We start from the raw sequence: 26,393 nt of genomic DNA, 5'->3' as shown, positions 1-26,393 counted from the left end.
AGGTGAGATGACGTGACGGACGCCTTGGGCTCCATCGACATGCCTGACGCCGAGGACGAGACCCGCGAGAAGAAGTCCCGCAAGGGCGGTAAGCGCGGTAAGAAGGGCCCTCTGGGTCGTCTCGCGCTCTTCTACCGTCAGATCGTCGCGGAACTCCGCAAGGTCGTCTGGCCGACGCGAAGCCAGCTGACGACGTACACCTCCGTGGTGATTGTCTTCGTTGTCATCATGATCGCTCTGGTTACCGTGATTGACTATGGGTTCCAGGAAGCCATCAAGTACGTCTTCGGCTGATCCCCGCGGAGGGCGGCGCCTTGACCGGCTGCCGCCCGTTTTCGCATGTTCCACCCCATTTGTAACCAGGAAGAAGCAGCCACCGTGTCTGACCCGAACCTGAACGCGAGCCACGACTCCGTCGAGTCCGTCGAGGACCAGCTCGACATCGTCGAGGCGGCGGACGCTGTGGACCCCGACCAGGCCGAGGCTGCCGACGCCGAGGCGGGCACGCCGGCCGAGCAGGCCGCGCTGCACGTCGAGGGCGAAGAGGACGAAGCGGGCGAGGAGACGGCCCCAGAGGCCGTGGCCGAGCTCGACGAGGACGTCGCGGAAGAGCCGGCCGAGGCCGAGGTGGAAGCAGCAGCCGCCCCCGAAGAGCCGGTCGACCCCACCGAGGCCCTGCGCGAGGAGCTCCGCTTGCTCCCCGGCGAGTGGTACGTGATCCACACCTACGCCGGCTACGAGAAGCGGGTGAAGGCGAACCTGGAGCAGCGAGCCGTCTCGCTGAACGTCGAGGAGTTCATCTACCAGGCTGAGGTCCCCGAGGAAGAGATCGTCCAGATCAAGAACGGCGAGCGCAAGAACGTCCGCCAGAACAAGCTTCCCGGTTACGTCCTGGTCCGCATGGACCTCACCAACGAGTCCTGGGGCGTGGTGCGCAACACGCCGGGAGTCACCGGCTTCGTGGGCAACGCCTACGACCCGTACCCGCTGACCCTGGACGAGATCGTCAAGATGCTCGCCCCGGAGGCCAAGGAGAAGGCCGCTCGGGCCGCCGCGGAGGAGGCCGGGCTGCCGGCGCCGTCCCGCAAGCTCGTGGTCGAGGTGCTCGACTTCGAGGTCGGCGACTCGGTCACCGTCACCGATGGTCCGTTCGCGACCCTCCAGGCGACCATCAACGAGATCAACCCCGACTCGAAGAAGGTCAAGGGACTCGTCGAGATCTTCGGCCGGGAGACCCCCGTCGAGCTGAGCTTCGACCAGATCCAGAAGAACTAGCTTTCGCCAGCATCCGAGAGAGCCCCCGCCCCACGGGAAGCCGTGAGGGCGGGGGCTCTCTCGCGCCCGGGGTCGCCGCCGGGCCCGCAAAACGCCCCCGCATGCCCGCCCCACTGCGCGTGGGCCCGTCCTCGGCCCCTCCGGCGGCCAGGCCGGAACGGCGGCGTGACCCGCTCTGCGGGTCATCTGCACCGGGGTGTCCGCGAGGGCTTCCCGGGCCGGTGAAGTGGCCTCTGACCTGCCCGGTTTCGAGCCCTGCACCGACACCAGCTATCGTGGTGCGGTATGCCTCCATCCGGATGACCGGTTGGAGGCTGGAAAACTCTCACTAGGACCCGGAGAGAGCAATGCCTCCCAAGAAGAAGAAGGTCACGGGGCTTATCAAGCTCCAGATCCAGGCCGGTGCGGCCAACCCGGCTCCGCCGGTCGGTCCCGCACTGGGTCAGCACGGCGTCAACATCATGGAGTTCTGCAAGGCCTACAACGCCGCGACCGAGTCGCAGCGTGGCATGGTCGTGCCGGTGGAGATCACGGTCTACGAGGACCGTTCCTTCACCTTCGTGACCAAGACTCCGCCGGCCGCGCGTCTGATCCTCAAGGCCGCAGGTGTGGACAAGGGCTCCGGCGAGCCGCACAAGACCAAGGTCGCCAAGCTGACGCGCGACCAGGTCCGCGACATCGCCTCGGTCAAGATGCCCGACCTGAACGCCAACGACCTGGACGCCGCCGAGAAGATCATCGCCGGCACCGCCCGTTCCATGGGCATCACGGTCGAGGGCTGACCAGCTCTTAGTCACACCAGTGGTAGGGCCAGCGCTGGCCCGCACCACGACTCCACACCTGAAGCAAAAACACAGGAGCAGAAGTGAAGCGCAGCAAGACTCTCCGCGCTGCGGACGCCAAGATCGACCGGGAGAAGCTGTACGCCCCGCTCGAGGCCGTCCGTCTCGCCAAGGAGACCTCCTCGACCAAGTTCGACGGCACCGTCGAGGTCGCCTTCCGCCTGGGTGTCGACCCGCGCAAGGCCGACCAGATGGTGCGTGGCACCGTCAACCTCCCGCACGGCACCGGCAAGACCGCCCGGGTCCTGGTCTTCGCGACCGGTGACCGTGCTGCGGCTGCGGAAGCCGCCGGCGCCGACATCGTCGGCTCGGACGAACTGATCGACGAGGTCGCGAAGGGCCGCCTGGACTTCGACTCGGTCGTCGCCACTCCGGACCTCATGGGCAAGGTCGGTCGCCTCGGCCGCGTGCTCGGTCCCCGTGGTCTGATGCCGAACCCGAAGACCGGCACGGTCACGATGGACGTGGCGAAGGCCGTCACGGAGATCAAGGGCGGCAAGATCGAGTTCCGCGTCGACAAGCACTCGAACCTGCACTTCATCATCGGCAAGGTCTCCTTCGACGATGCGAAGCTGGTCGAGAACTACGGCGCGGCCCTGGAGGAGATCCTCCGTCTGAAGCCGTCCGCCGCGAAGGGCCGCTACATCAAGAAGGCCGCCCTGACCACCACCATGGGCCCCGGCATCCAGCTGGACCCGAACCGCACCCGCAACCTCCTCGTCGAGGAGGACCCGGCCGCGGTCTGAGCCCCACGGCTCGCCTGAGTGGCTGATCGGGCCCCGCACCTCCCCGGAGGTGTGGGGCCCGATCTCTTGTCCCGTAACCCTGAGAGGCCGGGGCCGACAGAGGCACGGGGTGCGGCCGGGCGTACCGGCTCGCAGCGGCCAGGGCATGGTTCAGGCCGGCGAGGAGACCGTCGGCGGCGCCGGACCACCCGATCGACGGGCACGGTCGCCTCCGGGCAGTCGCCCGCCGCGGTGGCACTGCCGAGCAGTTCCGGATGCAGGGCCGGGGCGTCTACGGGAGCTGATTTGCCTGCGCGCATCCCGGTCGCGTACTCTTCCGAGGAAGCCAAAGACCGCTGGTCGTTGCTGTGCCCTTTCGGGTGCGGTGGCCGAAGGATCCGCTAACGACGGACGACCCGCGCAGGTGATCGTGGAGAAGCTCCCAGATGTTCCATCCGGTCGAGCTACGCCCCGTGCGCCTGCGCCGGGGCGTTTCGTTTTGTACAGCCCCTTCTGAGCGGTCCTCATCACCCGGAAGGAGGCCGACGCTCTATGGCAAGGCCCGACAAGGCTGCCGCGGTAGCCGAGCTCACGGACCAGTTCCGCAGCTCGAACGCCGCTGTGCTGACCGAGTACCGGGGTCTCACCGTCGCGCAGCTGAAGACGCTGCGTCGTTCGCTCGGTGAGAACGCCCAGTACGCCGTGGTGAAGAACACGCTGACCAAGATTGCGGCCAACGAGGCCGGGATCACCTCGCTCGACGACCAGTTCACCGGTCCGACGGCGGTTGCCTTCATCACCGGTGACCCGGTGGAGTCGGCGAAGGGTCTTCGTGACTTCGCCAAGGAGAACCCGAATCTCATCATCAAGGGCGGTGTCCTTGACGGTAAGGCGCTGACCGCCGATGAGATCAAGCAGCTTGCGGACCTTGAGTCCCGCGAGGTTCTGCTCGCCAAGCTGGCGGGCGCCATGAAGGGCAAGCAGTCCCAGGCTGCCGCGCTCTTCCAGGCGCTTCCCTCGAAGTTCGTCCGCACCGCGGAGGCGCTTCGTGCCAAGCAGGCCGAGCAGGGCGGTGCCGAGTAATTCGGCTCGCTCATTGATCCGCGCCGCCTAGCGCGCGGGTCGTAGCGGGCCGTAACGCCCGCCGTTATGTACATCCGGCACCAGCCGAATTAGTGGAAGGATCGCCCATCATGGCGAAGCTGTCTCAGGACGACCTGCTCGCGCAGTTCGAGGAGATGACCCTCATCGAGCTCTCCGAGTTCGTGAAGGCGTTCGAGGAGAAGTTCGACGTCACCGCTGCCGCCCCGGTCGCCGTTGCCGCCGCCGGTGGCGCCGGTGCCGCTGCCGCCGAGGCCGTCGAGGAGAAGGACGAGTTCGACGTCATCCTCACCGGCGCCGGCGACAAGAAGATCCAGGTCATCAAGGTCGTGCGTGAGCTGACCTCGCTGGGTCTGAAGGAGGCCAAGGACCTCGTCGACGGCACCCCGAAGCCGGTCCTGGAGAAGGCCAACAAGGAGGCCGCTGACAAGGCTGCCGAGGCCCTCAAGGCCGCTGGCGCCTCGGTCGAGGTCAAGTAACCTCACCGCGGTTCCTCCGCAGGTCGTTCCGAAGGGCGGCCACCCGTATGGGTGGTCGCCCTTCGGCGTACCCGCGTCGGCTGTGGAGACCCCGCCCTGCCTGGGGGTATGGTGATCTTCGCTGCCTCCCGGGTGGCCCGTCGGTGATCCGGACGGGGCGGGGGGCCTTGACGAACTGCACGAGGCGCGCAATTCTCAGGACGCGTCGATACGCCGATCCAGATTCGAGGCATGGATCGGCTACCGAGAGGGCAGTATCGATGTGCGCTCCGCTACCTGGGGCGCGGGGCTAAACAACAAGGGGAAGGCCTGTTGCCGGACTCCAGAAACCTGGTCTGGACATCAGTGAGCCAAGTGGCTACACTGACCCTTTGCGCTGCCTGTTAGCTGCCCTCTGCCCGTCGCCAGGGGCATACCCACGCTAGAGCACATCTGATGGACGATCCCTGACCTGGGATTTTCCTCTTCTGTGTCAGCTGGGACCGGTACGCGCGTAGTGAGTCCGAGCCCTCGGAAGGACCCCCTCTTGGCCGCCTCGCGCAACGCCTCGACCAATACGAACAACGGCGCCAGCACTGCCCCGCTGCGCATCTCCTTTGCAAAGATCAAGGAGCCCCTGGAGGTTCCGAACCTCCTGGCGCTGCAGACCGAAAGCTTTGACTGGCTGCTCGGTAATGCCGCCTGGAAGGCTCGCGTCGAGTCTGCCCTTGAGAGTGGACAGGACGTCCCCACCAAGTCAGGTCTGGAAGAGATCTTCGAGGAGATCTCTCCGATCGAGGACTTCTCCGGGTCGATGTCGCTGACCTTCCGCGACCACCGCTTCGAGCCCGCGAAGAACTCCGTGGACGAGTGCAAGGAGCGCGACTTCACGTACGCGGCCCCGCTCTTCGTCACGGCAGAGTTCACGAACAACGAGACCGGTGAGATCAAGTCTCAGACGGTCTTCATGGGCGACTTCCCGCTCATGACCAACAAGGGCACCTTCGTGATCAACGGCACCGAGCGTGTCGTCGTATCGCAGCTGGTGCGATCCCCCGGTGTCTACTTCGACTCCTCCATCGACAAGACGTCCGACAAGGACATCTTCTCCGCCAAGATCATCCCGTCCCGGGGTGCCTGGCTGGAGATGGAGGTCGACAAGCGCGACATGGTCGGTGTCCGCATCGACCGCAAGCGCAAGCAGTCCGTGACCGTCCTGCTCAAGGCGCTCGGTTGGACCACCGAGCAGATCCTTGAGGAGTTCGGCGAGTACGAGTCCATGCGCGCCACCCTGGAGAAGGACCACACCCAGGGCCAGGACGACGCGCTGCTCGACATCTACCGCAAGCTGCGTCCGGGCGAGCCGCCGACCCGTGAGGCCGCGCAGACGCTGCTGGAGAACCTCTACTTCAACCCGAAGCGTTACGACCTCGCCAAGGTCGGCCGCTACAAGGTGAACAAGAAGCTCGGTGCCGACGAGCCGCTGGACGCCGGCGTGCTCACCACCGACGACGTCATCGCGACGATCAAGTACCTGGTCAAGCTCCACGCGGGCGAGACCGAGACGATCGGCGAGAACGGCAACTCGATCGTGGTCGAGACCGATGACATCGACCACTTCGGCAACCGTCGTCTGCGCAACGTGGGCGAGCTCATCCAGAACCAGGTCCGCACCGGCCTGGCGCGTATGGAGCGCGTCGTCCGCGAGCGGATGACCACCCAGGACGTCGAGGCGATCACGCCGCAGACCCTGATCAACATCCGGCCGGTCGTCGCCTCCATCAAGGAGTTCTTCGGCACCAGCCAGCTGTCGCAGTTCATGGACCAGAACAACCCGCTGTCCGGGCTGACGCACAAGCGTCGTCTGTCCGCGCTCGGCCCGGGTGGTCTGTCCCGTGAGCGGGCCGGCTTCGAAGTCCGTGACGTGCACCCCTCGCACTACGGCCGCATGTGCCCGATCGAGACCCCCGAAGGTCCGAACATCGGTCTGATCGGCTCGCTCGCCTCCTACGGCCGGGTCAACGCCTTCGGCTTCGTGGAGACCCCGTACCGCAAGGTCGTCGACGGTGTTGTCACCGATGACGTCGACTACCTCACCGCCGACGAGGAAGACCGCTTCGTCATCGCCCAGGCCAACGCCGGCCTGTCCGAGGACATGCGCTTCACCGAGGCCCGCGTGCTGGTGCGACGTCGTGGCGGCGAGATCGACTACATCGCCGGCGACGACGTCGACTACATGGACGTCTCCCCGCGCCAGATGGTGTCCGTCGCCACCGCGATGATCCCCTTCCTGGAGCACGACGACGCCAACCGTGCCCTCATGGGCGCGAACATGATGCGCCAGGCCGTTCCGCTGATCAAGGCGGAAGCGCCGCTGGTCGGCACCGGCATGGAGTACCGCTGTGCGGTCGACGCCGGTGACGTCATCAAGGCGGAGAAGGACGGTGTCGTCCAGGAGGTCTCGGCCGACTACGTCACCGTCGCCAACGACGACGGCACCTACACCACGTACCGCGTCGCCAAGTTCTCCCGCTCCAACCAGGGCACCTCGGTCAACCAGAAGGTCGTCGTCAACGAGGGCGACCGGGTGATCGAGAGCCAGGTCCTCGCCGACGGTCCCGCGACCGAGGACGGCGAGATGGCGCTGGGCAAGAACCTGCTCGTGGCCTTCATGCCGTGGGAGGGCCACAACTACGAGGACGCGATCATCCTGTCGCAGCGCCTCGTCCAGGACGACGTCCTGTCCTCGATCCACATCGAGGAGCACGAGGTCGACGCCCGTGACACCAAGCTGGGCCCCGAGGAGATCACCCGGGACATCCCGAACGTCTCCGAGGAGGTCCTCGCCGACCTCGACGAGCGCGGCATCATCCGGATCGGTGCCGACGTCGTCGCCGGCGACATCCTGGTCGGCAAGGTCACGCCCAAGGGCGAGACCGAGCTGACCCCGGAGGAGCGCCTGCTCCGCGCGATCTTCGGTGAGAAGGCCCGTGAGGTCCGTGACACCTCGCTGAAGGTCCCGCACGGCGAGATCGGCAAGGTCATCGGTGTCCGCGTCTTCGACCGCGAGGAGGGCGACGAGCTTCCTCCGGGCGTGAACCAGCTGGTCCGCGTGTACGTGGCCCAGAAGCGCAAGATCACCGACGGTGACAAGCTCGCCGGTCGTCACGGCAACAAGGGCGTCATCTCCAAGATCCTCCCGATCGAGGACATGCCCTTCCTGGAAGACGGCACGCCGGTCGACATCATCCTCAACCCACTGGGTGTCCCGTCCCGAATGAACCCGGGACAGGTCCTGGAGATCCACCTCGGCTGGCTCGCCAGTCGCGGTTGGGACGTCTCCGGGCTGGGCGACGAGTGGGCGCAGCGCCTCCAGGCGATCGGCGCCGACCAGGTCGCGCCGGGCACCAACGTCGCCACCCCGGTGTTCGACGGTGCGCGTGAGGACGAGCTCGCCGGTCTGCTCCAGCACACCATCCCGAACCGGGACGGCGAGCGGATGGTGCTCCCGTCCGGCAAGGCGCGCCTGTTCGACGGCCGCTCCGGCGAGCCGTTCCCGGACCCGATCTCGGTCGGGTACATGTACATCCTCAAGCTCCACCACCTGGTCGACGACAAGCTCCACGCCCGGTCGACCGGTCCGTACTCGATGATCACGCAGCAGCCGCTGGGTGGTAAGGCGCAGTTCGGTGGCCAGCGCTTCGGTGAGATGGAGGTGTGGGCACTTGAGGCGTACGGCGCCGCCTACGCCCTCCAGGAGCTACTGACCATCAAGTCCGACGACGTCACCGGCCGAGTCAAGGTCTACGAGGCGATCGTCAAGGGCGAGAACATTCCCGAGCCGGGCATTCCCGAGTCCTTCAAGGTGCTCATCAAGGAAATGCAGTCGCTCTGCCTCAACGTGGAGGTGCTGTCCTCGGACGGCATGTCCATCGAGATGCGCGACACCGACGAGGACGTCTTCCGCGCAGCGGAGGAGCTCGGTATCGACCTGTCCCGGCGCGAGCCGAGCAGCGTCGAAGAGGTCTGACGGGCCTGGCCGGGGGCTCCACAAGAGCCCCCGGCCATCCCCGGGACCGTTCAGACCATGATGCAGAGCCCATTTTCCCGCTGATGCGGGGGGCACGACCCCGAAAGAGGGATTGACGCACAGTGCTCGACGTCAACTTCTTCGACGAGCTGCGGATCGGCCTTGCCACCGCGGACGACATTCGTACCTGGTCGCACGGCGAGGTGAAGAAGCCTGAGACCATCAACTACCGCACCCTGAAGCCCGAAAAGGACGGACTCTTCTGCGAGAAGATCTTCGGTCCGACCCGGGACTGGGAGTGCTACTGCGGCAAGTACAAGCGTGTTCGCTTCAAGGGCATCATCTGTGAGCGCTGTGGCGTAGAGGTCACGCGCGCGAAGGTGCGCCGTGAGCGGATGGGCCACATCGAGCTTGCTGCTCCCGTCACCCACATCTGGTACTTCAAGGGCGTCCCGTCGCGCCTCGGTTACCTGCTGGACCTCGCGCCGAAGGACCTTGAGAAGGTCATCTACTTCGCCGCTTACATGATCACGTTCGTGGACGAGGAGCGCCGCACTCGCGATCTGCCCTCGCTGGAGGCGCACGTCTCCGTCGAGCGCCAGCAGATCGAGAACCGCCGCGACTCGGACCTCGAAGGCCGCGCCAAGAAGCTTGAGACCGACCTGGCCGAGCTTGAGGCCGAGGGCGCCAAGGCCGACGTGCGCCGCAAGGTCCGCGAGGGCGCCGAGCGCGAGATGAAGCAGCTGCGTGACCGCGCGCAGCGCGAGATCGACCGCCTCGACGAGGTGTGGAACCGGTTCAAGAACCTCAAGGTCCAGGACCTGGAGGGTGACGAGCTGCTCTACCGCGAGCTGCGCGACCGCTTCGGCACCTACTTCGACGGCTCGATGGGCGCGGCGGCGCTGCAGAAGCGCCTGGAGTCCTTCGACCTCGACGAGGAGGCCGAGCGCCTCCGCGAGATCATCCGGACCGGCAAGGGCCAGAAGAAGACCCGTGCGCTCAAGCGCCTCAAGGTCGTCTCCGCCTTCCTCCAGACCTCCAACAGCCCCAAGGGCATGGTGCTGGACTGCGTCCCGGTGATCCCGCCGGACCTGCGTCCGATGGTGCAGCTCGACGGTGGCCGCTTCGCGACCTCCGACCTGAACGACCTGTACCGCCGTGTGATCAACCGCAACAACCGTCTGAAGCGTCTGCTCGACCTCGGTGCCCCCGAGATCATCGTGAACAACGAGAAGCGGATGCTCCAGGAGGCGGTCGACGCCCTCTTCGACAACGGCCGTCGTGGTCGCCCGGTCACGGGTCCCGGCAACCGTCCGCTGAAGTCCCTCAGCGACATGCTGAAGGGCAAGCAGGGTCGATTCCGTCAGAACCTGCTCGGTAAGCGCGTGGACTACTCCGCGCGTTCCGTGATCGTCGTCGGTCCGCAGCTGAAGCTGCACCAGTGTGGTCTGCCCAAGGCCATGGCGCTGGAGCTCTTCAAGCCGTTCGTGATGAAGCGCCTGGTCGACCTGAACCACGCGCAGAACATCAAGTCGGCCAAGCGGATGGTCGAGCGTGGTCGCACCGTCGTGTACGACGTGCTCGAAGAGGTCATCGCCGAGCACCCGGTGCTGTTGAACCGTGCGCCCACGCTGCACCGCCTCGGCATCCAGGCCTTCGAGCCGCAGCTGGTCGAGGGCAAGGCCATCCAGATCCACCCGCTCGTGTGCACCGCGTTCAACGCGGACTTCGACGGTGACCAGATGGCCGTGCACCTTCCGCTGTCCGCGGAGGCACAGGCCGAGGCTCGCATCCTGATGCTGTCCTCGAACAACATCCTCAAGCCGGCCGACGGCCGTCCGGTCACCATGCCCACCCAGGACATGGTGCTCGGCCTCTTCTTCCTCACCACGGACGAAGAGGAGCGCGAGGTCATCGGCGCGGACCGGTCCTTCGGCTCCACCGCCGAGGCGATCATGGCCTTCGACAACCGGGAGCTCTCGCTCCAGGCGAAGATCGACATCCGTTTCCCGGTGGGCACCATCCCGCCGCGCGGCTGGGTTCCCCCGGTCGCCGAGGAGGGTGAGCCGGAGTTCCAGCCCGGCGACAGCTTCCGTCTGCGGACCACCCTGGGCCGTGCGCTCTTCAACGAGCTGCTGCCCGAGGACTACCCGTTCGTCGACGACTCGGTGGGCAAGAAGCAGCTCTCGGAGATCGTCAACGACCTGGCGGAGCGCTACCCCAAGGTGATCGTCGCGGCCACGCTCGACAACCTGAAGGCGGCCGGCTTCCACTGGGCGACCCGTTCGGGCGTCACCGTGGCCATCTCCGACGTCGTCGTGCCCGAGGCCAAGAAGGCCATCGTCGCGGGCTACGAGGCGATGGACGAGAAGGTCCAGAAGCAGTACGAGCGCGGCCTGATCACCAAGCAGGAGCGCACCCAGGAGCTCATCACCATCTGGACCAAGGCGACCAACGAGGTCGCCGAGGCGATGAACGCCAACTTCCCCAAGACGAACCCCATCTTCATGATGGTTGACTCGGGCGCCCGAGGAAACATGATGCAGATGCGGCAGATCGCCGGTATGCGTGGTCTGGTGTCGAACGCGAAGAACGAGACCATTCCGCGGCCCATCAAGGCGTCGTTCCGTGAGGGTCTGTCCGTGCTGGAGTACTTCATCTCCACCCACGGTGCCCGTAAGGGTCTCGCCGACACCGCTCTGCGTACCGCTGACTCGGGTTACCTGACCCGTCGTCTGGTGGACGTCTCGCAGGACGTGATCATCCGCGAGGAGGACTGTGGCACCGAGCGCGGTCTGAAGCTGAAGATCGCGGTCCGTGACGAGGCCGGCGTCCTGCGCAAGGCCGACGACGTCGAGACCTCCGTGTACGCCCGGATGCTCGCCGAGGACGTCGTCATCGACGGCAAGGTCATCGCGCCGGCCAACGTTGACCTGGGTGACGTGCTCATCGACGCTCTGGTCGCCAACGGTGTGGAGGAGGTCAAGACCCGCTCGGTCCTGACCTGTGAGTCCGCGGTCGGCACCTGTGCCTTCTGCTACGGACGCTCGCTGGCCACCGGCAAGCTGGTCGACATCGGTGAGGCGGTCGGCATCATCGCCGCCCAGTCCATCGGTGAGCCCGGCACCCAGCTGACGATGCGTACCTTCCACACCGGTGGTGTGGCCGGTGACGACATCACGCAGGGTCTGCCGCGTGTCGTCGAGCTCTTCGAGGCCCGTACCCCGAAGGGTGTCGCTCCGATCTCCGAGGCCGCCGGTCGCGTGCGGATCGAGGAGACCGAGAAGACCAAGAAGATCGTCATCACCCCCGATGACGGTTCGGACGAGACCGCCTTCCCGATCTCGAAGCGTGCGCGCCTGGAGGTCCACGAGGGCGACCACGTCGAGGTGGGCCAGAAGCTCACCGCGGGTGCCACCAACCCGCACGACGTGCTGCGCATCCTCGGTCAGCGCGCGGTCCAGGTCCACCTGGTCGGCGAAGTCCAGAAGGTCTACAACTCGCAGGGCGTGTCGATCCACGACAAGCACATCGAGATCATCATCCGGCAGATGCTGCGCCGTGTGACGATCATCGAGTCCGGCGACGCCGAGCTGCTCCCGGGCGAGCTCGTCGAGCGCTCGCGCTTCGAGTCGGAGAACCGTCGTGTGGTCACCGAGGGCGGTCACCCCGCCTCCGGACGTCCGCAGCTGATGGGTATCACCAAGGCCTCGCTGGCCACCGAGTCGTGGCTGTCCGCGGCGTCCTTCCAGGAGACCACCAGGGTCCTGACCGACGCGGCGATCAACGCCAAGTCGGACTCCCTGATCGGCCTCAAGGAGAACGTCATCATCGGTAAGCTCATCCCGGCCGGTACGGGCCTGTCCCGCTACCGCAACATCCGGGTCGAGCCGACCGAGGAGGCCAAGGCCGCGATGTACTCGGCCGTCGGCTACGACGACATCGACTACTCGCCCTTCGGCACCGGCTCCGGCCAGGCTGTCCCGCTGGAGGACTACGACTACGGCCCGTACAACGGCTGAGGTCAGGCACCAACACCGCAGGGCGGTCACCCCGGAAGGGGTGGCCGCCCTGCGGCGTCGTGGTCGGCGAGTGGCCGTGCACGACCATGGCGCGGCCCGCGTTCCGGCTGGATCTCTGCGGAACGCGGGCCGCGCGGGGGTGTCGGGTCGGTCAGTTCAGGCTGCGGAAGCCCTTCAGCGTGCTGGCCGCTGCCGCACCGGAGCCCTTTATGTCCGGGTAGAAGAGCAATGCGCCGTTCGCATCGGTGGCCCAGACGGAGGGCTTGCCGTCTGACAGCACGTCCGGGATGGAGGTGACCAGCGGGCGGTTGGCGGTGGTCCAGCCGGTGCCGATCTGGCTGCGGCCGGCCGGGTTGCCAAGGCCCTCCCCAGCGGCGCCGGTGCCCGGGTAGAGGTACAGCGCGCCGGTGCTCTTCTGCCGGGCGAGGAGGTCAACTCGGCCGTCCCCGTTCGCATCGGCCGGTGCCATGAGCTCGTAGCCGGACCAGTCGCCCTCGTTGAGGAGGACCGGGGGCTGGTCGAGGTACTCGTCCAGGTATCCGGAGGCTGAGCCGAAGTAGAGCCACAGCTGCTCTCCTTCGCGCACCAGCAGATCGGGGTATCCGGGGCGGTCGTCGGGGCCGATCGTGCCGTCCCCGTCGAGGTCGAGCGGGCCGTCCACGTCTCCTACGGCGAGGACTTGGTCGGCATTTTGGAAGTGGTCGTAGGACGGGTCCCAGAGTTGGAGTTCACGCCGGTCGGAGGGGTCCACGGCTCCAGATCCGTCGTTGGGGTGCACCCACAGGCGCTTGCGCTGCTCGACCGAGTCGGGGATCAGGGCGATCAGGTCCTCGTAGCCGTCGTCGGTCCAGTCTCCGCGGCGAGTGGTGCGGGCGTCCTGGTACAGCGAGGCCGGCGAGGCCGGCTGGTTGGCCTGCACGGCCTTGCCGCTGCCGTCACCGAAGTAGCGCTGGAGCGTGCCGTCGCCGTCCACCGCCCACAGGTCGGGGTGGCCGTCACCGTTGAGGTCGCCGTCCTTGTCCGCAGTGGTGGAACCGTTGGCGTAGAAGAGGTAGGTGCGCGCGTCAGAGCGGTTGCCTGCGCGGTCGAGGCCGCGGACGTAGAGGCGGTGCGGGCCCGCTTTCGCGGGCGTCAGCGTGACGGAGGCGCTGCTGCCGACCGTCGCAGGAGTGAGCGTTCGCACCGTCTGGTCGAGGGAGGACCAGTATTCGTAGGAGCTGATGTCCTTGGCTTCGCCGGGGCCGATCAGGAAGGTGCCCTTGGTGCGTACGGGGCTGGTGTCAGTCGGCCAGCCCGCGTCACCGCTGGGGAACTCGGTGGAGCTGATGGTCGGCGGGGTGCTGGGGCGGTCCAGGTAGACGGTGAAGCGGCAGGGCGGGTTGGGGGTCCAGGCGGTGCTCACCTTGCCGTCGCTGGCCTGCACTTGCCAGGAGTAGGAGACCCTGTCCTTGAACGTCGACTTGGGCACGGTGACCCGGGCGACGGAGCCGGACGAGACGCTGACGGTCTTGTCGAAGACATTGCCGGAGCCTCCGGTCGGCCACATGATGAACCGGGCCTTCACGGCGTCGCCGTCCGGGTCCGAGACCTTGGCGTACAGGTCGACGTCGGTGTTGCCGACCGCCGAATAGGGGGAGGCGTTGCACTCCGTGACCGGGTTGGTGCCGTAGCCCGTCGGTGCGGCCGGTGGAGTGTTGTACTCCGTGGACAGCACAGCGGTTTTGGCGTCGAACTTCTTCCAGCCGAAGGTGTCCGACTCGTTCGCCCGCAGACCCAGCGTCATGGTGTTCCACTTGCGCTCGGCCGCCTTGATGGCGTTGTCCCGCACCGGGAACTCCAGGTTGCCGGCGGGGCAGCTGCCGGACCAGCCCTTCGCGTCGGTCACGGTGGCGAGGCGGGAAGCCCAGGTGGGTTGGTTGTTCCAGGTGGTGCTGGAGCTGATCGGGTTGACCGCCCAGAGCTCCACGGGCTTCTTCGTGCAGGACCAGGAGTGGGTGTTCTTGATCCGGAAGGTGGACTTCGTGATGGTCTTGCCGTGCAGGTTGCGCGTGTCCATCGTGAACAGGGAGCGCCAGGTGCCGCCGGTGTCGGACTCGTAGCCGACCCGCGCCACGTTGTCTGACTTGTTGTAGTAGGAGGTCGTCGGGTACTTCTTCGCGACGGCCGTCCAGTTGTTGCGTGCGCCGGAGACGTACGGGTCGATGTGCACCGGGAACACGGTGTCCGGACTCATGAGGAGACTCTGGTCGGGGGTCAGGTTCAGTGAGCCCGACTGCAAGGTCGCTCCGACCGCCTTCTCCTTGGCGCCGACCGCGGGGACGAACCCGTCGTCCTCGATCCCCGGTGTGGTCGGTGTGGTCGGTGCGGCGAGGGCCTTGGGCGCGGCTTGGGCCGAGAGGGCCTCGGAGGCCGACCGCAGGCCCTTCCGCGCGGTCTGACCAGCGGGGATACCGGAGCTGTCCCACATCACCGGGGTGGGGGCGGTGAAGAGTTCCTGCCCGGCGGGGTTGACTGCCTTGAGGTTGCCGGCCCGGTCGGTACGCGCGGTGACCCCGCGGGTCTTCATCGGGAGCGCGAGTCGCTTCAGCCGAGGATTGGCGGCGGCCTGCCGGTTCTTGACCACCAGTAGCTGCTGGAATCCGGTGACGCTGGCCCGGAGCTTGAGGTCGATGCCCGGGAGGACCTCGCGGTAGATGGCGGTGTCCCCGTCGAGGCTGGGTGTGGGCAGTTCGCCCGGCCAGCCGAGGGACATGCTCCGCCCGTCCCGCTTGATGGTGGCGAGTTCCGCGCCGTTGCCACCACGGGAGAACTCCAGGCCCACGGAGGTGGCCTTGGGGTGGATGGAGCCGTCCTTCGCGCGTACCAGGGTGGGATCGGCGTCCACCAGTCTGCCGCTCTGCCGTACCCGGATCGGGACGACGTGGGTCTCCTGGGTGAAGGTGCCGGACGGGTTGGCGTAGGTGGTCGTGAACTCGGTCCGTTCGGATATCACCTCGACTTCCTCGCCGGTCCGGGCGGCTTGTTCTGCTGCACGGGCCGTCTCGGGGCGGTCGGTCGCCTGCTGGGCGGGGCGCTCGGCGGCCCGGGCTCCGGAAGTGCTGACGAGGCTTGCGGCCAGTGCCGCGGCCAGGAGTGGGGGCAGGGCTCGTCGGCGCCCCCGTGCTATCCGATGGACAGTCAAGTCGTTTCCCCTATTGATGCTTTGATGAACCATCAGAACTTTGCCGAATTGGTCGCATCCGACAGTTCTCAAAGATTGGCGATGGCTAACAAGGGAGAAGGTTAATCCCTTGCTGAGCATTCTCCGTGCACCGCTACCCGTTCATTACGGGTGGGTAACTTTTCGTTTCTCTGGGTCAGTCGGAGTGCGTTTAGCCCTTTTTGTCGGAATGGGGTGGCGTCAAGTCGACATAGAGTCCACTGGCTTGACTTTCTTGATAGGGGGCGGAGTGACATCTCCATGGGGTGACGTTGGCATGCGCCAACGCAAAGCCCGTTCTGTGCGACGTAAGCGCAAAGCCAAGGTCACGTCGGTCGTTGCAGCCACCGTAATGTTCGGTGGAATTGTGAGCTCCGAAGTGGCGGTGGCCGTAAGTCCGCTGGCAATGGCGAAAATTGAAGAGACCAAACCAGTGCCGACATCACCGGTCGGCGCCAGGCGCGCCGGGGGGCGCGACGAGGCCGCACGTGACGCGGTGAAGCGGGTATCTGGTGCGAACTGGCCCAAGTCGGGCATGGCTGATGTCGTGCTGCCCGCGCAGCCCGGCGCAACCAGGCGAGCCGGCAAGCTTCCGGTGGAGCTCGGTACCGCCGACGACGGCCAGTCCGTCACTCCCAAGCGGGCAACCGTCCAGGTGCTAGACCGCAAGGCGAGCAACAAGCTCGGAGTGGACGGCGTCCTGCTCGCGGTGCGCGGTACCGAGGGCCGTAAGGACGCCAAGGTAAAACTGACGCTCGACCACTCGGCCTTCTCCGATGCCTTCGGAGCCGACTGGGCTTCCCGACTCTCCCTCGTGCAGCTGCCCGAATGCGCTCTGAAGACCCCGGGCAAGAGCGGTTGCACCATGGCGACCCCCGTGGCTACCCCAGGCACGGATGACCAGCCGCTGTCCGCCGAAATCCGGGTGGACGCGACCCTGAAGCCCTCCGCCGAACTGGTGGAGTCGGTGCCCACGGCACGCTCGGTCACCGGCCTGGCGGCTTCCCCGGGAGTGGCCCTGTTCGCCGCGACCGCGGCCCCCGCGGGTGGTGGCGGTGACTACAAGGCCACCCCGCTCAGCCCTTCGGGCCAGTGGGCCGCCGGCTCCCACTCCGGCGGCTTCACCTGGAGCTACGAGATACAGACCCCGGATGTGCCCGGGGGCCTCGAACCCGAGCTTGCCCTCGGCTACAACTCACAAGCCCTCGACGGTCGCACCGCCGCCACCAACAACCAGGCCAACTGGGTGGGTGACGGCTGGTCGCTGACTGAGAACTTCATCGAGCGCCGCTACACCCCGTGCAACGACGACATGACCGGCGGCACCAACAAGGCCAAGAACGGTGACCTGTGCTGGCGGTCCGACAACGCCACCATGTCGCTGAACGGCCAGTCCCACGAACTGGTGAAGGACGATGCCACCGGCACCTGGAAGCTCAAGGACGACGACGGCACCCGCGTCGAGCGTCTGAAGGACACCGCTCGCGGCAACGGCGACGCGGACGGCGAGCACTGGCGCATCACCACCACTGACGGAACCCGCTACCACTTCGGCTACAACCGTCTCCCGGGTTGGTCCAGCGGCAAGCCCGAGACCGCGTCGACCTGGACCGTCCCGGTCTACGGGAACCAGGCCGGTGAACCCTGTGCCAAATCCGCGTTCGCCGACTCATCCTGCGCCCAGGCCTGGCGGTGGAACCTCGACTACGTCGTCGACACCCATGACAACGCCTCCGCCTACTACTACGCGGCCGAGACCAACCGCTACGCCCGCAACGTCAGCCTGACCACCGGCCTGGGCACACCCACCAGCTACGTGCGCGGGGGGCATCTGGCACGGATCGAGTACGGTCTGCGCGCCGATGACCTGTACGGTGCCGGCGCCGCCGGGGCGAAGGTGGAGTTCACCGTCGCCGAGCGGTGTCTGCCCGACGCGTCCTTCGACTGCGCCCCGTCCAAGATGACCGCGGCCAACGCCAAGCGCTGGCCCGACGTGCCGGTCGACCAATCCTGCACTTCGGGCGACTGCAAGGGCAAGATCGCCCCCACCTTCTGGACCACCAAGCGGCTGACCCAGATCACCACTTCGACCCAGGTCGAAGGCGTCTACCAGAAGGTGGACACCTGGAAGCTGCGCCACCAGTTCCCGGATCCCGGCGACGGTTCCACCCCCGCACTATGGCTGGCGGGCATCACCCGGACCGGCCACACCGGGGAACAGGCCGAACAGCTGCCCGAGGTGACCTTCCTCGGGCAGCAGCTACCCAACCGTGTCGACTCCACCGGTGACGGCATCACGCCGATTGTTCGCTACCGCGTGCGACAGGTGAACACCGAGACCGGTTCCTCCATCGGGGTCACGTACTCGGCACCGGACTGCAAGCCGGGCGATCTACCCTCCGAATCGGCCAACACCCGTCGCTGCTACCCGGTCTTCTGGTCCTCCGCCGATTCTCCGGCCGCGGACTTCAAGCCGGTGAAGGACTGGTTCCACAAGTACGTCGTCACCCAGGTGCTGGAGAACGACCTGGTGGGCGGATCGCCGACCCAGCAGACGGACTACACCTACCTGGGCGGTGCGGCCTGGGCCAAGAGCGAGGACGAGTTCACCAAGCCCGAACACCGCACCTATAGCGACTTCCGCGGCTACGGCGAGGTCCGCACCCAACTCGGCAACGGTGCGGACGGCCCCAAGCTCGACTCCCGGACCCGCTACTTCCGGGGTGTCGAGGGCGCCAAGGTCGCCGACTTCGAGGGGAACGAACTCACCGACCACCCGGACCTCGCCGGCACCGAGCGGGCCGAGGCCGTCTACAACGGCTCTCAGGTGATTTCGGAGGAGACCACCGAGCCGTGGCGCAAGGGGCCGGTGGCCACCCGGGTTCGGCCGGGCCTGCCGGCACTGACCTCCTACCTGAGCGGTGTCGAGGCACAGACCACCCGTAGTCCCGCCAAGGACGGCAGCTGGCAGCGCACGAAGACCGAGCGCACCTTCGACGGTTACGGCATGCCCGTCACCGAGACCGAGCACGGCGACACCGGGAAGACCGGCGACGAGAGCTGCGCGGTCACCGCCTACGCCCGTAACACCGCCGCGAACATCTTGGAACTGGTGGCGTCCGAGAGGACCACGGCGGGAACCTGTGGGGCCAAGGGCGCGCTGCTTTCTGACAAGCGCACCTACTACGACGGTTCGGGCAGCGTAGGTGCCGCGCCCAGCAGGGGCGACGCGACCCGTGAGGACGAGAACGACGGCGCCGGCACCGGTTTCGTCACGGCGGCGCGCACCACCTTCGACCGCTACGGCCGCCCGGTGGAGATCACCGACGCCGAGAACCGCTCCATGACCACGGCCTTCACGCCGGCCACCGGCCTGCCCACGAAGGTGGTCACCACCAACGCGCTCGGTCACACCCTGACCACCGAGATTGACCCGCGGCGCGGCACACCACTGGCCGAGATCGACGCCAACGGCAAGCGGACCGACCTCACCCACGACGGGCTCGGACGCCTGACTGCTGTCTGGGAGCCGGGGCGGGACAAGAGCAAGTACCCGCAGGCGCCCAGCGCCGCCTACGAGTACCGCATCTCGCGCACCGCCGCCCCGGTGGTCACCACCCGCGAGCTGCGCGGCGATGGTTCCACCGAGACCAGCTACGCCATCTACGACGGTCTGCTGCGTGAGCGGCAGACCCAGAGTCCGGCAGCCGCTGGCGATGGCCGGGTGCTGACCGAGAACCGCTACGACTCGCGGGGCCTGGAGTGGAAGTCATTCGACGACTACTACGCGACCGGAGAGCCGGCACCCGTGCTGGTGGCCGGAGACGACACCAAGGCACCTGCGGTGTTGCGTACCGAGTTCGACGCCGCGGGGCGTCCCACGGCGGCTATCGCGATGAAGTTCGGTGAGGAGACGCGCCGCACCACCTCGCGTTACGAGGGCAACCACACCACCGTGGTCCCGCCCGAGGGCGGCACGGCGCGCACCACCGTCACCGATGCTCTCGGCCGTCCCAGCGAGATCATCGAGTACACCAACGCTGCTCGCACCACCTCGCAGTCGCTCAAGTACAGCTATAACGTGCGGGGGCTGTTGGAGCGGGTCACGGACCCCGCGGGCAACGAGCGCACCTACTCCTACGACGCGCGGGGCCGTCAGACCGAAAGCGTCGACCCGGACCAGGGCGCGACCCGGATCGGCTACGACGTCATGGACCGGCCCGTCACCACGACGGATGCCCGGGGCGTCACGCTGAGGACCAGCTATGACGCGCTGGGCCGCCGCACCGAGGTGAAGGAGGGCGACCACGTCCGGTCGCAGTGGAGCTACGACTCCGTTGCCAAGGGCGAGATGAGCGAGTCCCGTCGGTTCGTCGGAGGGCAGGTATACGCCCAGAAGATCAGCGGCTACACGAATGACTACCAGGCCACCGGCCTGGAAGTGACCATTCCGGCAGCCGAGGGCGCGCTGGCGGGCACCTACAAATGGGGTTTCGCCTATAACGCATGGACCGGAATGCTGACTCAGATGGCTCAGCCCGCCATGGGGGACCTGCCTGCGGAGCGAGTCGTGACCCGCTATGACTCCGGCGATCAGGCGCAGGGCCTGACGGCGAACGGTCGCATCCTGGTCAACTCCAGCACCTACGACCCGTTCGGACGGGTGCAGCGAACGGAATACAACGACAAGGCACGCCGCCTCTACCGCTCGTGGTCCTACGACGAGCACACCGGAGAGCTGCTGCGCACCACCACGGACCGGACGCTGGCCCCGCAGCGGGTCGACGACACGCGGTACTCCTTCGACCGGGCCGGGAACGTCGACCGGATCGTCACTGAGACGGGTCAGGACGAGACGAAGCAGAAGGACACCCAGTGCTTCGTCACCGACGCCCTTCAGCGTCTGACCCAGGCGTGGACGTCCACGGACGGCTGCGAGGCTTCCCCGACCAAGTCCAATGTCGGTGGGCCCGGGCCGTACTGGCTCTCCTACAGCTTCGATGCGCTGGGCAACCGCACCAAGGAGATCCGGCACGACACCAGCGGCGACACGGCCAAGGACGTCGTCCGGACCTACCACTACGCGAAGTCCGGCGGTTCCGGCCCGACCGCGCTGACCTCGGTGACCACCCACCAGGGTGGAACCGCGAGTGTGACGGACACCTTCGACTACGACGCATCCGGCAACACGGTGAGCCGTAAGTCGGGCGGGCGGGACCAGACGTTGAGCTGGGACTCGGAGAACCAGCTGGCTTCGGTGACGGAGTTTGGCGCTGCCGCCTCCTCGTACACCTATGACGGCGACGGCGGACGTCTGCTGCGCAAGGACGGTCAGGGCACCACCCTGTACCTGCCGGGCGGCAACGAACTGTTGCTGAGGGCGGACGGGAAGACGGCCGGTACGCGCTACTACGAGTTCGAGGGCGACACGGTGGCCGCCCGTACGGGCGGACAGTTGCAGTTCCTCTTCGCTGACCACCACGGCACGGCCAACACGGCGATCGACGCCACCACGCAGGTCGTCATGCACCGCTCGTTGGACCCCTTCGGCAATGAGCGTTCGGCGGTCGCGGGAGCGGCGACAGCGCTCTCCTGGCCTGGCGGCCAGGGCTTCGTCAACGGCACGAAGGACGCCACCGGCCTCACCCAGCTCGGGGCCCGCGCCTACGACCCCGCGCTGGGGCGCTTCCTCAGCGTGGATCCCATGGTCGACCAGGGTGACTCGCAGCGGATGAACGCGTACTCCTACGCGAACAACAACCCCGTCACCTTTTCCGACCCGGACGGCCTGTTCTTCGGAAAGCTGAAGAACGCCTTCAAGAAGGTCACGAAGAAGGTCACCCAGACGGTCAAGAAGGTGACCAAGGTGGTGAAGAAGGCCGTCGCCACCGTCAAGTCCGTCGTGAAGAAGGTCACGAAGACGGTGAAGAGGGTCACCAAGACCGTGGCCCGGGCGGCGAAGAAGGTGATCAAGAAGACGGTCCGGGTGGTGAAGAAGTACGCAAAGAAGGCCTACAAGACCGTCAAGAGGGTCGCCAAGAAGGCAGGCGGATACGTTAAGAAACAAGCGGGTCGGGCCTGGTCCGGAGCCAAGTCCGCCGCCAAGTCCGTGGCCCGGGGAGTGAGCCGAGGGGCCTGGGCCGTTGGAGGTGCCATCGCCAAGGGATGGAACGCGGCGACCACGACGGGCATGGCGGATGTGCTCGGGAAGGTCAGCACCATCACCGGGGCGGCGGCCGGGGTCCTGGCTCTCACAGGAGTGGGCGCCCCGCTGGCAGCGGCGCTGGGCGCGGTGTCCCTGGGTACCGGCGTCGCCAGCGCGGGGATCTATGCCTACCGGGAGGGCTTCGGCAGCCAGAACTTCAAGAACGCGGCGGTCGGGGCGGGTCTCGGCATCGTGGGCGGTGGCCTTGGACGGCTCGCTGGTAGGGCCGCGGCCGGCCTGAGTATCCGCGGTGCGCGGTTCATCGAAGGCGGACTCAAGGCGGGCCTGCCCCACAATGCCAAGGGGGTTCCCGTCTCCGTCGGAATTTACGGGTCGCTGAAGTACGATGCGATGCCCGCGACCGTAGGAGCGGCTACCACGGATTGGTCGAACTGGTCGCTCGGTAATCGTTGAGCGAATCCCGTGGGGATTTCCCGTGCGGGGTAGTCGATTACGTCTCGGGGAGCGGATGCACATCATGCATGAGATGTGTGTCCGCTCCCCGGAGTCATAGGAAGGTCGAGATATGAGGATTCCATGTCCGTGAGTGAGTACCGCACGGCGGACCGCACTCGCTCCCTGGTGCTTTGCGCCCTGATGGGCCTGTGGGGCTTGGTCTCGCTGGTGCGCGTCCTTGCTGCGGGGCAGGTCTCCGGCTTCATCGACGCGTTCGGCCTTGGCTGGTTGGTCATCATTCCCTTCCTGCTGAACGTGTCACTCGCCAAGGTCGTCGTCGACGACCAGGGCATCCGCGCCCGGCGGCCTCTGTGGCGGCGCACCTACCGCTGGCGGGAGATCAGTGCCGTTACCACAGAGCTGAAGACCAGCAGGGGATTCGGCGCACACCGGGTCCGCATCCACCGACGCTCGGGCCGCCCCCGCTGGCTGCCGGCGCCGTACGTGGACATGCGTTCCTCTGATCGTCAGCTGAGCGAGTTCGAGGCCCAGGTTCAGCAGATCACCGAGCGTTGGCGGGCCGCGGGCGGGGAGGGGGAGCGGTGATGGGCCGGCCCTCCTCGACCCTCCGGCGGCCCAAGGTGGTGCTGGCCTTCTGGGGCATCGCCTTCGTCCTGCGCGCGCTGTGGGGCGATTGGCACCCTGCTTTCGGCGTGCTGGGGGCCGGTGCCTTGCTTGCGGCCGTGCTTGTGCACTGGGCGGAGCGTGGTCGGGCGGTATCCGGAACGGGGGCCGGGGGCGGAAGGGCTCGGTGAACGAGATCCCCTCCGACTTGCGGTCGGAGCTTTGGCGTGCCGGGCATTTGTTTTGACCTACCTCTGTGAGGTAGGTACGCTCTGACCTTGTGCCTGGGGTGTGCCCTGGGCTCCCGCGTGTGCTGACGACCACGGGGTGAGCCTCGGAAGACCACACCGAAATCTGCGTTCTTCCGCCTCTGGCGGGGCCCTGCAGCCTTCGACACACCCGACCGCGTGGGTCGGTGAAGTTCCAGGTTAGTTTTACGAACGGCACACAGAAACCGGAGAAGTAGTGCCTACGATCCAGCAGCTGGTCCGGAAGGGCCGGCAGGACAAGGTCGAGAAGACGAAGACGCCCGCGCTTGAGGCTTCGCCCCAGCGCCGTGGCGTCTGCACGCGTGTGTTCACGACCACCCCGAAGAAGCCGAACTCGGCCCTCCGTAAGGTCGCGCGTGTGCGTCTGACCTCCGGTATCGAGGTCACGGCCTACATTCCGGGTGAGGGACACAACCTGCAGGAGCACTCGATCGTGCTCGTGCGTGGTGGCCGTGTGAAGGACCTGCCGGGTGTTCGTTACAAGATCATCCGCGGTGCGCTTGACACCCAGGCTGTCAAGAACCGCAAGCAGGCCCGCAGCCGCTACGGCGCCAAGAAGGAGAAGTAAGAATGCCTCGTAAGGGCCCCGCCCCGAAGCGCCCGGTCATCATCGACCCGGTCTACAGCTCTCCTCTGGTCACGTCGCTGATCAACAAGATCCTGCTGGACGGCAAGCGCTCCACCGCCGAGCGCATCGTCTACGGCGCCATGGAAGGCCTCCGCGAGAAGACCGGCAACGACCCGGTCATCACGCTGAAGCGCGCGCTGGAGAACGTCAAGCCGTCCCTTGAGGTCAAGTCCCGCCGTGTCGGTGGCGCGACCTACCAGGTCCCGGTCGAGGTCAAGCCCGGCCGTCAGTCCACCCTCGCGCTGCGCTGGCTCGTGGGTTACTCCCGCGCCCGCCGCGAGAAGACCATGACCGAACGCCTCATGAACGAGCTGCTCGACGCCTCCAACGGCCTCGGTGCTGCCGTCAAGAAGCGTGAGGACACGCACAAGATGGCCGAGTCCAACAAGGCCTTCGCGCACTACCGCTGGTAGTCGCAACCCACATCGAGACCGAGAGAAGACTGAGCCGATATGGCTACCACTTCGCTTGACCTGGCCAAGGTGCGCAACATCGGCATCATGGCCCACATCGACGCGGGCAAGACGACCACCACCGAGCGCATCCTGTTCTACACCGGTGTGTCTTACAAGATCGGTGAGGTCCACGACGGCGCCGCCACGATGGACTGGATGGAGCAGGAGCAGGAGCGTGGTATCACCATCACGTCTGCCGCGACGACCTGCCACTGGCCTCTTGAAGAGGTCGACCACACCATCAACATCATCGACACCCCGGGTCACGTGGACTTCACGGTCGAGGTGGAGCGTTCGCTCCGCGTCCTCGACGGTGCCGTCACCGTGTTCGACGGTGTCGCCGGTGTGGAGCCGCAGTCGGAGACGGTGTGGCGTCAGGCCGACCGTTACGGCGTTCCGCGCATCTGCTTCGTCAACAAGCTCGACCGCACCGGTGCAGAGTTCCACCGCTGTGTCGACATGATCAAGGACCGCCTCGGTGCGGTCCCGATCGTGATGCAGCTGCCGATCGGCGCCGAGGCCGACTTCCAGGGCGTCATCGACCTCGTTCGTATGAAGGCCCTGGTGTGGTCCGCTGAGGCCGCCAAGGGCGAGATGTACGACATCGTCGACATCCCGGCCACCCACGCCGAGGCCGCTGAAGAGTGGCGCGGCAAGCTGGTCGAGACCGTCGCCGAGAACGACGACGAGATCATGGAGCTGTACCTCGGCGGCGAAGAGCCGACCGTGGAGCAGCTGTACGCGGCCGTCCGCCGCATCACGATCGCGTCCGGCAAGTCCTCCGGCACCACCGTCACCCCGGTGTTCTGTGGCACCGCGTTCAAGAACAAGGGCGTTCAGCCCCTGCTCGACGCGGTCGTCCGCTACCTGCCGTCGCCCCTGGACGTCGAGGCCATCGAGGGCCACGACGTCAAGGACGCGGAGGTCGTGGTGAAGCGCCGTCCGTCCGACGACGAGCCGCTGTCGGCGCTGGCGTTCAAGATCATGAGCGACCCGCACCTCGGCAAGCTCACCTTCGTCCGGGTGTACTCGGGCCGCCTGCAGTCCGGCACTGCCGTGATGAACTCCGTCAAGGGCAAGAAGGAGCGCATCGGCAAGATCTACCGCATGCACGCGAACAAGCGTGAGGAGATCGAGTCGGTGGGCGCCGGCGACATCATCGCCGTCATGGGTCTGAAGCAGACCACGACCGGTGAGACGCTGTGTGACGACAAGGACCAGGTCATCCTGGAGTCCATGGACTTCCCGGCCCCGGTCATCCAGGTCGCCATCGAGCCCAAGTCCAAGGGTGACCAGGAGAAGCTGGGTGTCGCCATCCAGCGTCTCGCGGAGGAGGACCCCTCCTTCCAGGTCCACTCGGACGAGGAGACCGGCCAGACCATCATCGGTGGTATGGGCGAGCTGCACCTTGAGGTGCTGGTCGACCGCATGCGCCGTGAGTTCAAGGTCGAGGCCAACGTCGGCAAGCCGCAGGTCGCGTACCGCGAGACGATCCGCAAGGCCGTCGAGCGCCACGACTACACGCACAAGAAGCAGACCGGTGGTACCGGTCAGTTCGCCAAGGTGCAGATCGCGATCGAGCCGATCGAGGGCGGCGACGCCTCGTACGAGTTCGTGAACAAGGTCACCGGTGGCCGCATCCCGAAGGAGTACATCCCTTCGGTGGACGCGGGTGCGCAGGAGGCCATGCAGTTCGGCATCCTGGCGGGCTACGAGATGACTGGCGTTCGCGTCATCCTTCTCGACGGTGGCTACCACGAGGTCGACTCCTCCGAGCTCGCCTTCAAGATCGCCGGTTCGCAGGCCTTCAAGGAGGCCGCGCGCAAGGCCAGCCCCGTGCTGCTTGAGCCGATGATGGCCGTCGAGGTCACCACGCCCGAGGACTACATGGGCGACGTCATCGGTGACATCAACTCCCGTCGTGGCCAGATCCAGGCCATGGAGGAGCGGATGGGCGCCCGGATCGTCAAGGGTCTGGTGCCGCTTTCGGAGATGTTCGGCTACGTCGGAGACCTCCGCAGCAAGACCTCGGGTCGCGCAAGCTACTCGATGCAGTTCGACTCCTACGCCGAGGTTCCGCGGAACGTCGCCGAGGAGATCATCGCGAAGGCCAAGGGCGAGTAACTCTTCCGAGTTCACGCTTTAGGCTTGTCACCGGAGACTC

The 26,393-nt window shown here is 66.6% G+C and carries 14 protein-coding genes; 13 read left to right on the top strand and 1 reads right to left on the bottom strand.

Annotated elements, in window-relative coordinates:
- Window positions 1-12 precede the first annotated feature (12 nt).
- The 8 genes from secE (at window position 13) to ACFYMC_RS14445 (ending at window position 12,453) form a co-directional block, all read left to right on the top strand.
- Entirely contained in the window at window positions 13-294 is a 282-nt protein-coding gene (gene secE / locus ACFYMC_RS14480) for a preprotein translocase subunit SecE (protein ID WP_388523917.1), read from the top strand.
- 84 nt (window positions 295-378) lie between these two features.
- Window positions 379-1,275: a transcription termination/antitermination protein NusG gene (gene nusG / locus ACFYMC_RS14475; RefSeq protein ID WP_388523914.1), complete on the top strand. Its 897-nt coding sequence runs from the start codon at window positions 379-381 to the stop codon at window positions 1,273-1,275.
- Between the two features lie 347 nt (window positions 1,276-1,622).
- A complete protein-coding gene (gene rplK / locus ACFYMC_RS14470) occupies window positions 1,623-2,057 on the top strand; it encodes a 50S ribosomal protein L11 (RefSeq protein WP_388523911.1) in 435 nt (144 codons plus the stop codon).
- A gap of 83 nt (window positions 2,058-2,140) precedes the next feature.
- Window positions 2,141-2,863 (top strand): 50S ribosomal protein L1, encoded by a 723-nt coding sequence (gene rplA, locus ACFYMC_RS14465; protein ID WP_388523908.1) that lies wholly within the window; start codon window positions 2,141-2,143, stop codon window positions 2,861-2,863.
- Window positions 2,864-3,394: 531 nt separating this feature from the next.
- Complete coding sequence (rplJ, locus tag ACFYMC_RS14460) at window positions 3,395-3,925, top strand: 50S ribosomal protein L10 (protein ID WP_388523905.1); 531 nt, start codon at window positions 3,395-3,397, stop codon at window positions 3,923-3,925.
- Window positions 3,926-4,035: 110 nt separating this feature from the next.
- Window positions 4,036-4,422: a 50S ribosomal protein L7/L12 gene (rplL, locus tag ACFYMC_RS14455; RefSeq protein WP_388523902.1), complete on the top strand. Its 387-nt coding sequence runs from the start codon at window positions 4,036-4,038 to the stop codon at window positions 4,420-4,422.
- Between the two features lie 526 nt (window positions 4,423-4,948).
- Window positions 4,949-8,431 carry a DNA-directed RNA polymerase subunit beta gene (rpoB, locus tag ACFYMC_RS14450; protein ID WP_388523899.1) on the top strand — a complete coding sequence of 1,161 codons (3,483 nt, stop codon included), beginning with the start codon at window positions 4,949-4,951 and terminating at the stop codon, window positions 8,429-8,431.
- Between the two features lie 122 nt (window positions 8,432-8,553).
- Entirely contained in the window at window positions 8,554-12,453 is a 3,900-nt protein-coding gene (locus tag ACFYMC_RS14445; RefSeq protein WP_388523896.1) for a DNA-directed RNA polymerase subunit beta', read from the top strand.
- A gap of 151 nt (window positions 12,454-12,604) precedes the next feature.
- On the opposite strand, the gene ACFYMC_RS14440 is transcribed toward ACFYMC_RS14445, so the two are convergent.
- A complete protein-coding gene (locus ACFYMC_RS14440; protein WP_388523893.1) occupies window positions 12,605-15,634 on the bottom strand; it encodes an FG-GAP-like repeat-containing protein in 3,030 nt (1,009 codons plus the stop codon).
- 553 nt (window positions 15,635-16,187) lie between these two features.
- On the opposite strand from ACFYMC_RS14440, the gene ACFYMC_RS14435 reads away from it, so the two are divergent.
- The 5 genes from ACFYMC_RS14435 (at window position 16,188) to fusA (ending at window position 26,353) form a co-directional block, all read left to right on the top strand.
- Window positions 16,188-22,271, top strand: coding sequence for an RHS repeat domain-containing protein (locus ACFYMC_RS14435; RefSeq protein ID WP_388523890.1), 6,084 nt, complete (start codon window positions 16,188-16,190; stop codon window positions 22,269-22,271).
- A 129-nt stretch (window positions 22,272-22,400) separates the two neighbouring features.
- On the top strand, window positions 22,401-22,859 hold the full coding sequence (locus ACFYMC_RS14430; RefSeq protein WP_388523887.1) for a PH domain-containing protein: 459 nt from the start codon (window positions 22,401-22,403) through the stop codon (window positions 22,857-22,859).
- A gap of 483 nt (window positions 22,860-23,342) precedes the next feature.
- Window positions 23,343-23,714, top strand: a complete 372-nt coding sequence (rpsL, locus tag ACFYMC_RS14425) for a 30S ribosomal protein S12 (protein WP_007265893.1) — start codon at window positions 23,343-23,345, stop codon at window positions 23,712-23,714.
- 2 nt (window positions 23,715-23,716) lie between these two features.
- Window positions 23,717-24,187 (top strand): 30S ribosomal protein S7, encoded by a 471-nt coding sequence (gene rpsG, locus ACFYMC_RS14420; RefSeq protein WP_053731192.1) that lies wholly within the window; start codon window positions 23,717-23,719, stop codon window positions 24,185-24,187.
- Window positions 24,188-24,226: 39 nt separating this feature from the next.
- The gene (gene fusA / locus ACFYMC_RS14415) at window positions 24,227-26,353 is read left to right on the top strand and encodes an elongation factor G (RefSeq protein WP_388523884.1); all 2,127 of its coding nucleotides are present in this window, start codon (window positions 24,227-24,229) and stop codon (window positions 26,351-26,353) included.
- Window positions 26,354-26,393 lie beyond the last annotated feature (40 nt).

It is taken from the genome of Streptomyces sp. NPDC006879 (assembly GCF_042869595.1).
GTDB lineage: Bacteria > Actinomycetota > Actinomycetes > Streptomycetales > Streptomycetaceae > Streptomyces.
This window is presented reverse-complemented; position numbering and strand designations above follow the sequence as displayed.

What these genes read in the sequence shown, in the direction of transcription:
- ACFYMC_RS14435 (WP_388523890.1), top strand. Translation starts at nt 16,188, where the DNA reads ATGGCTGATGTCGTGCTGCCCGCGCAGCCCGGCGCAACCAGGCGAGCC.
- rplL (WP_388523902.1), top strand. Translation starts at nt 4,036, where the DNA reads ATGGCGAAGCTGTCTCAGGACGACCTGCTCGCGCAGTTCGAGGAGATG.
- rplK (WP_388523911.1), top strand. Translation starts at nt 1,623, where the DNA reads ATGCCTCCCAAGAAGAAGAAGGTCACGGGGCTTATCAAGCTCCAGATC.
- rplJ (WP_388523905.1), top strand. Translation starts at nt 3,395, where the DNA reads ATGGCAAGGCCCGACAAGGCTGCCGCGGTAGCCGAGCTCACGGACCAG.
- rpsG (WP_053731192.1), top strand. Translation starts at nt 23,717, where the DNA reads ATGCCTCGTAAGGGCCCCGCCCCGAAGCGCCCGGTCATCATCGACCCG.
- fusA (WP_388523884.1), top strand. Translation starts at nt 24,227, where the DNA reads ATGGCTACCACTTCGCTTGACCTGGCCAAGGTGCGCAACATCGGCATC.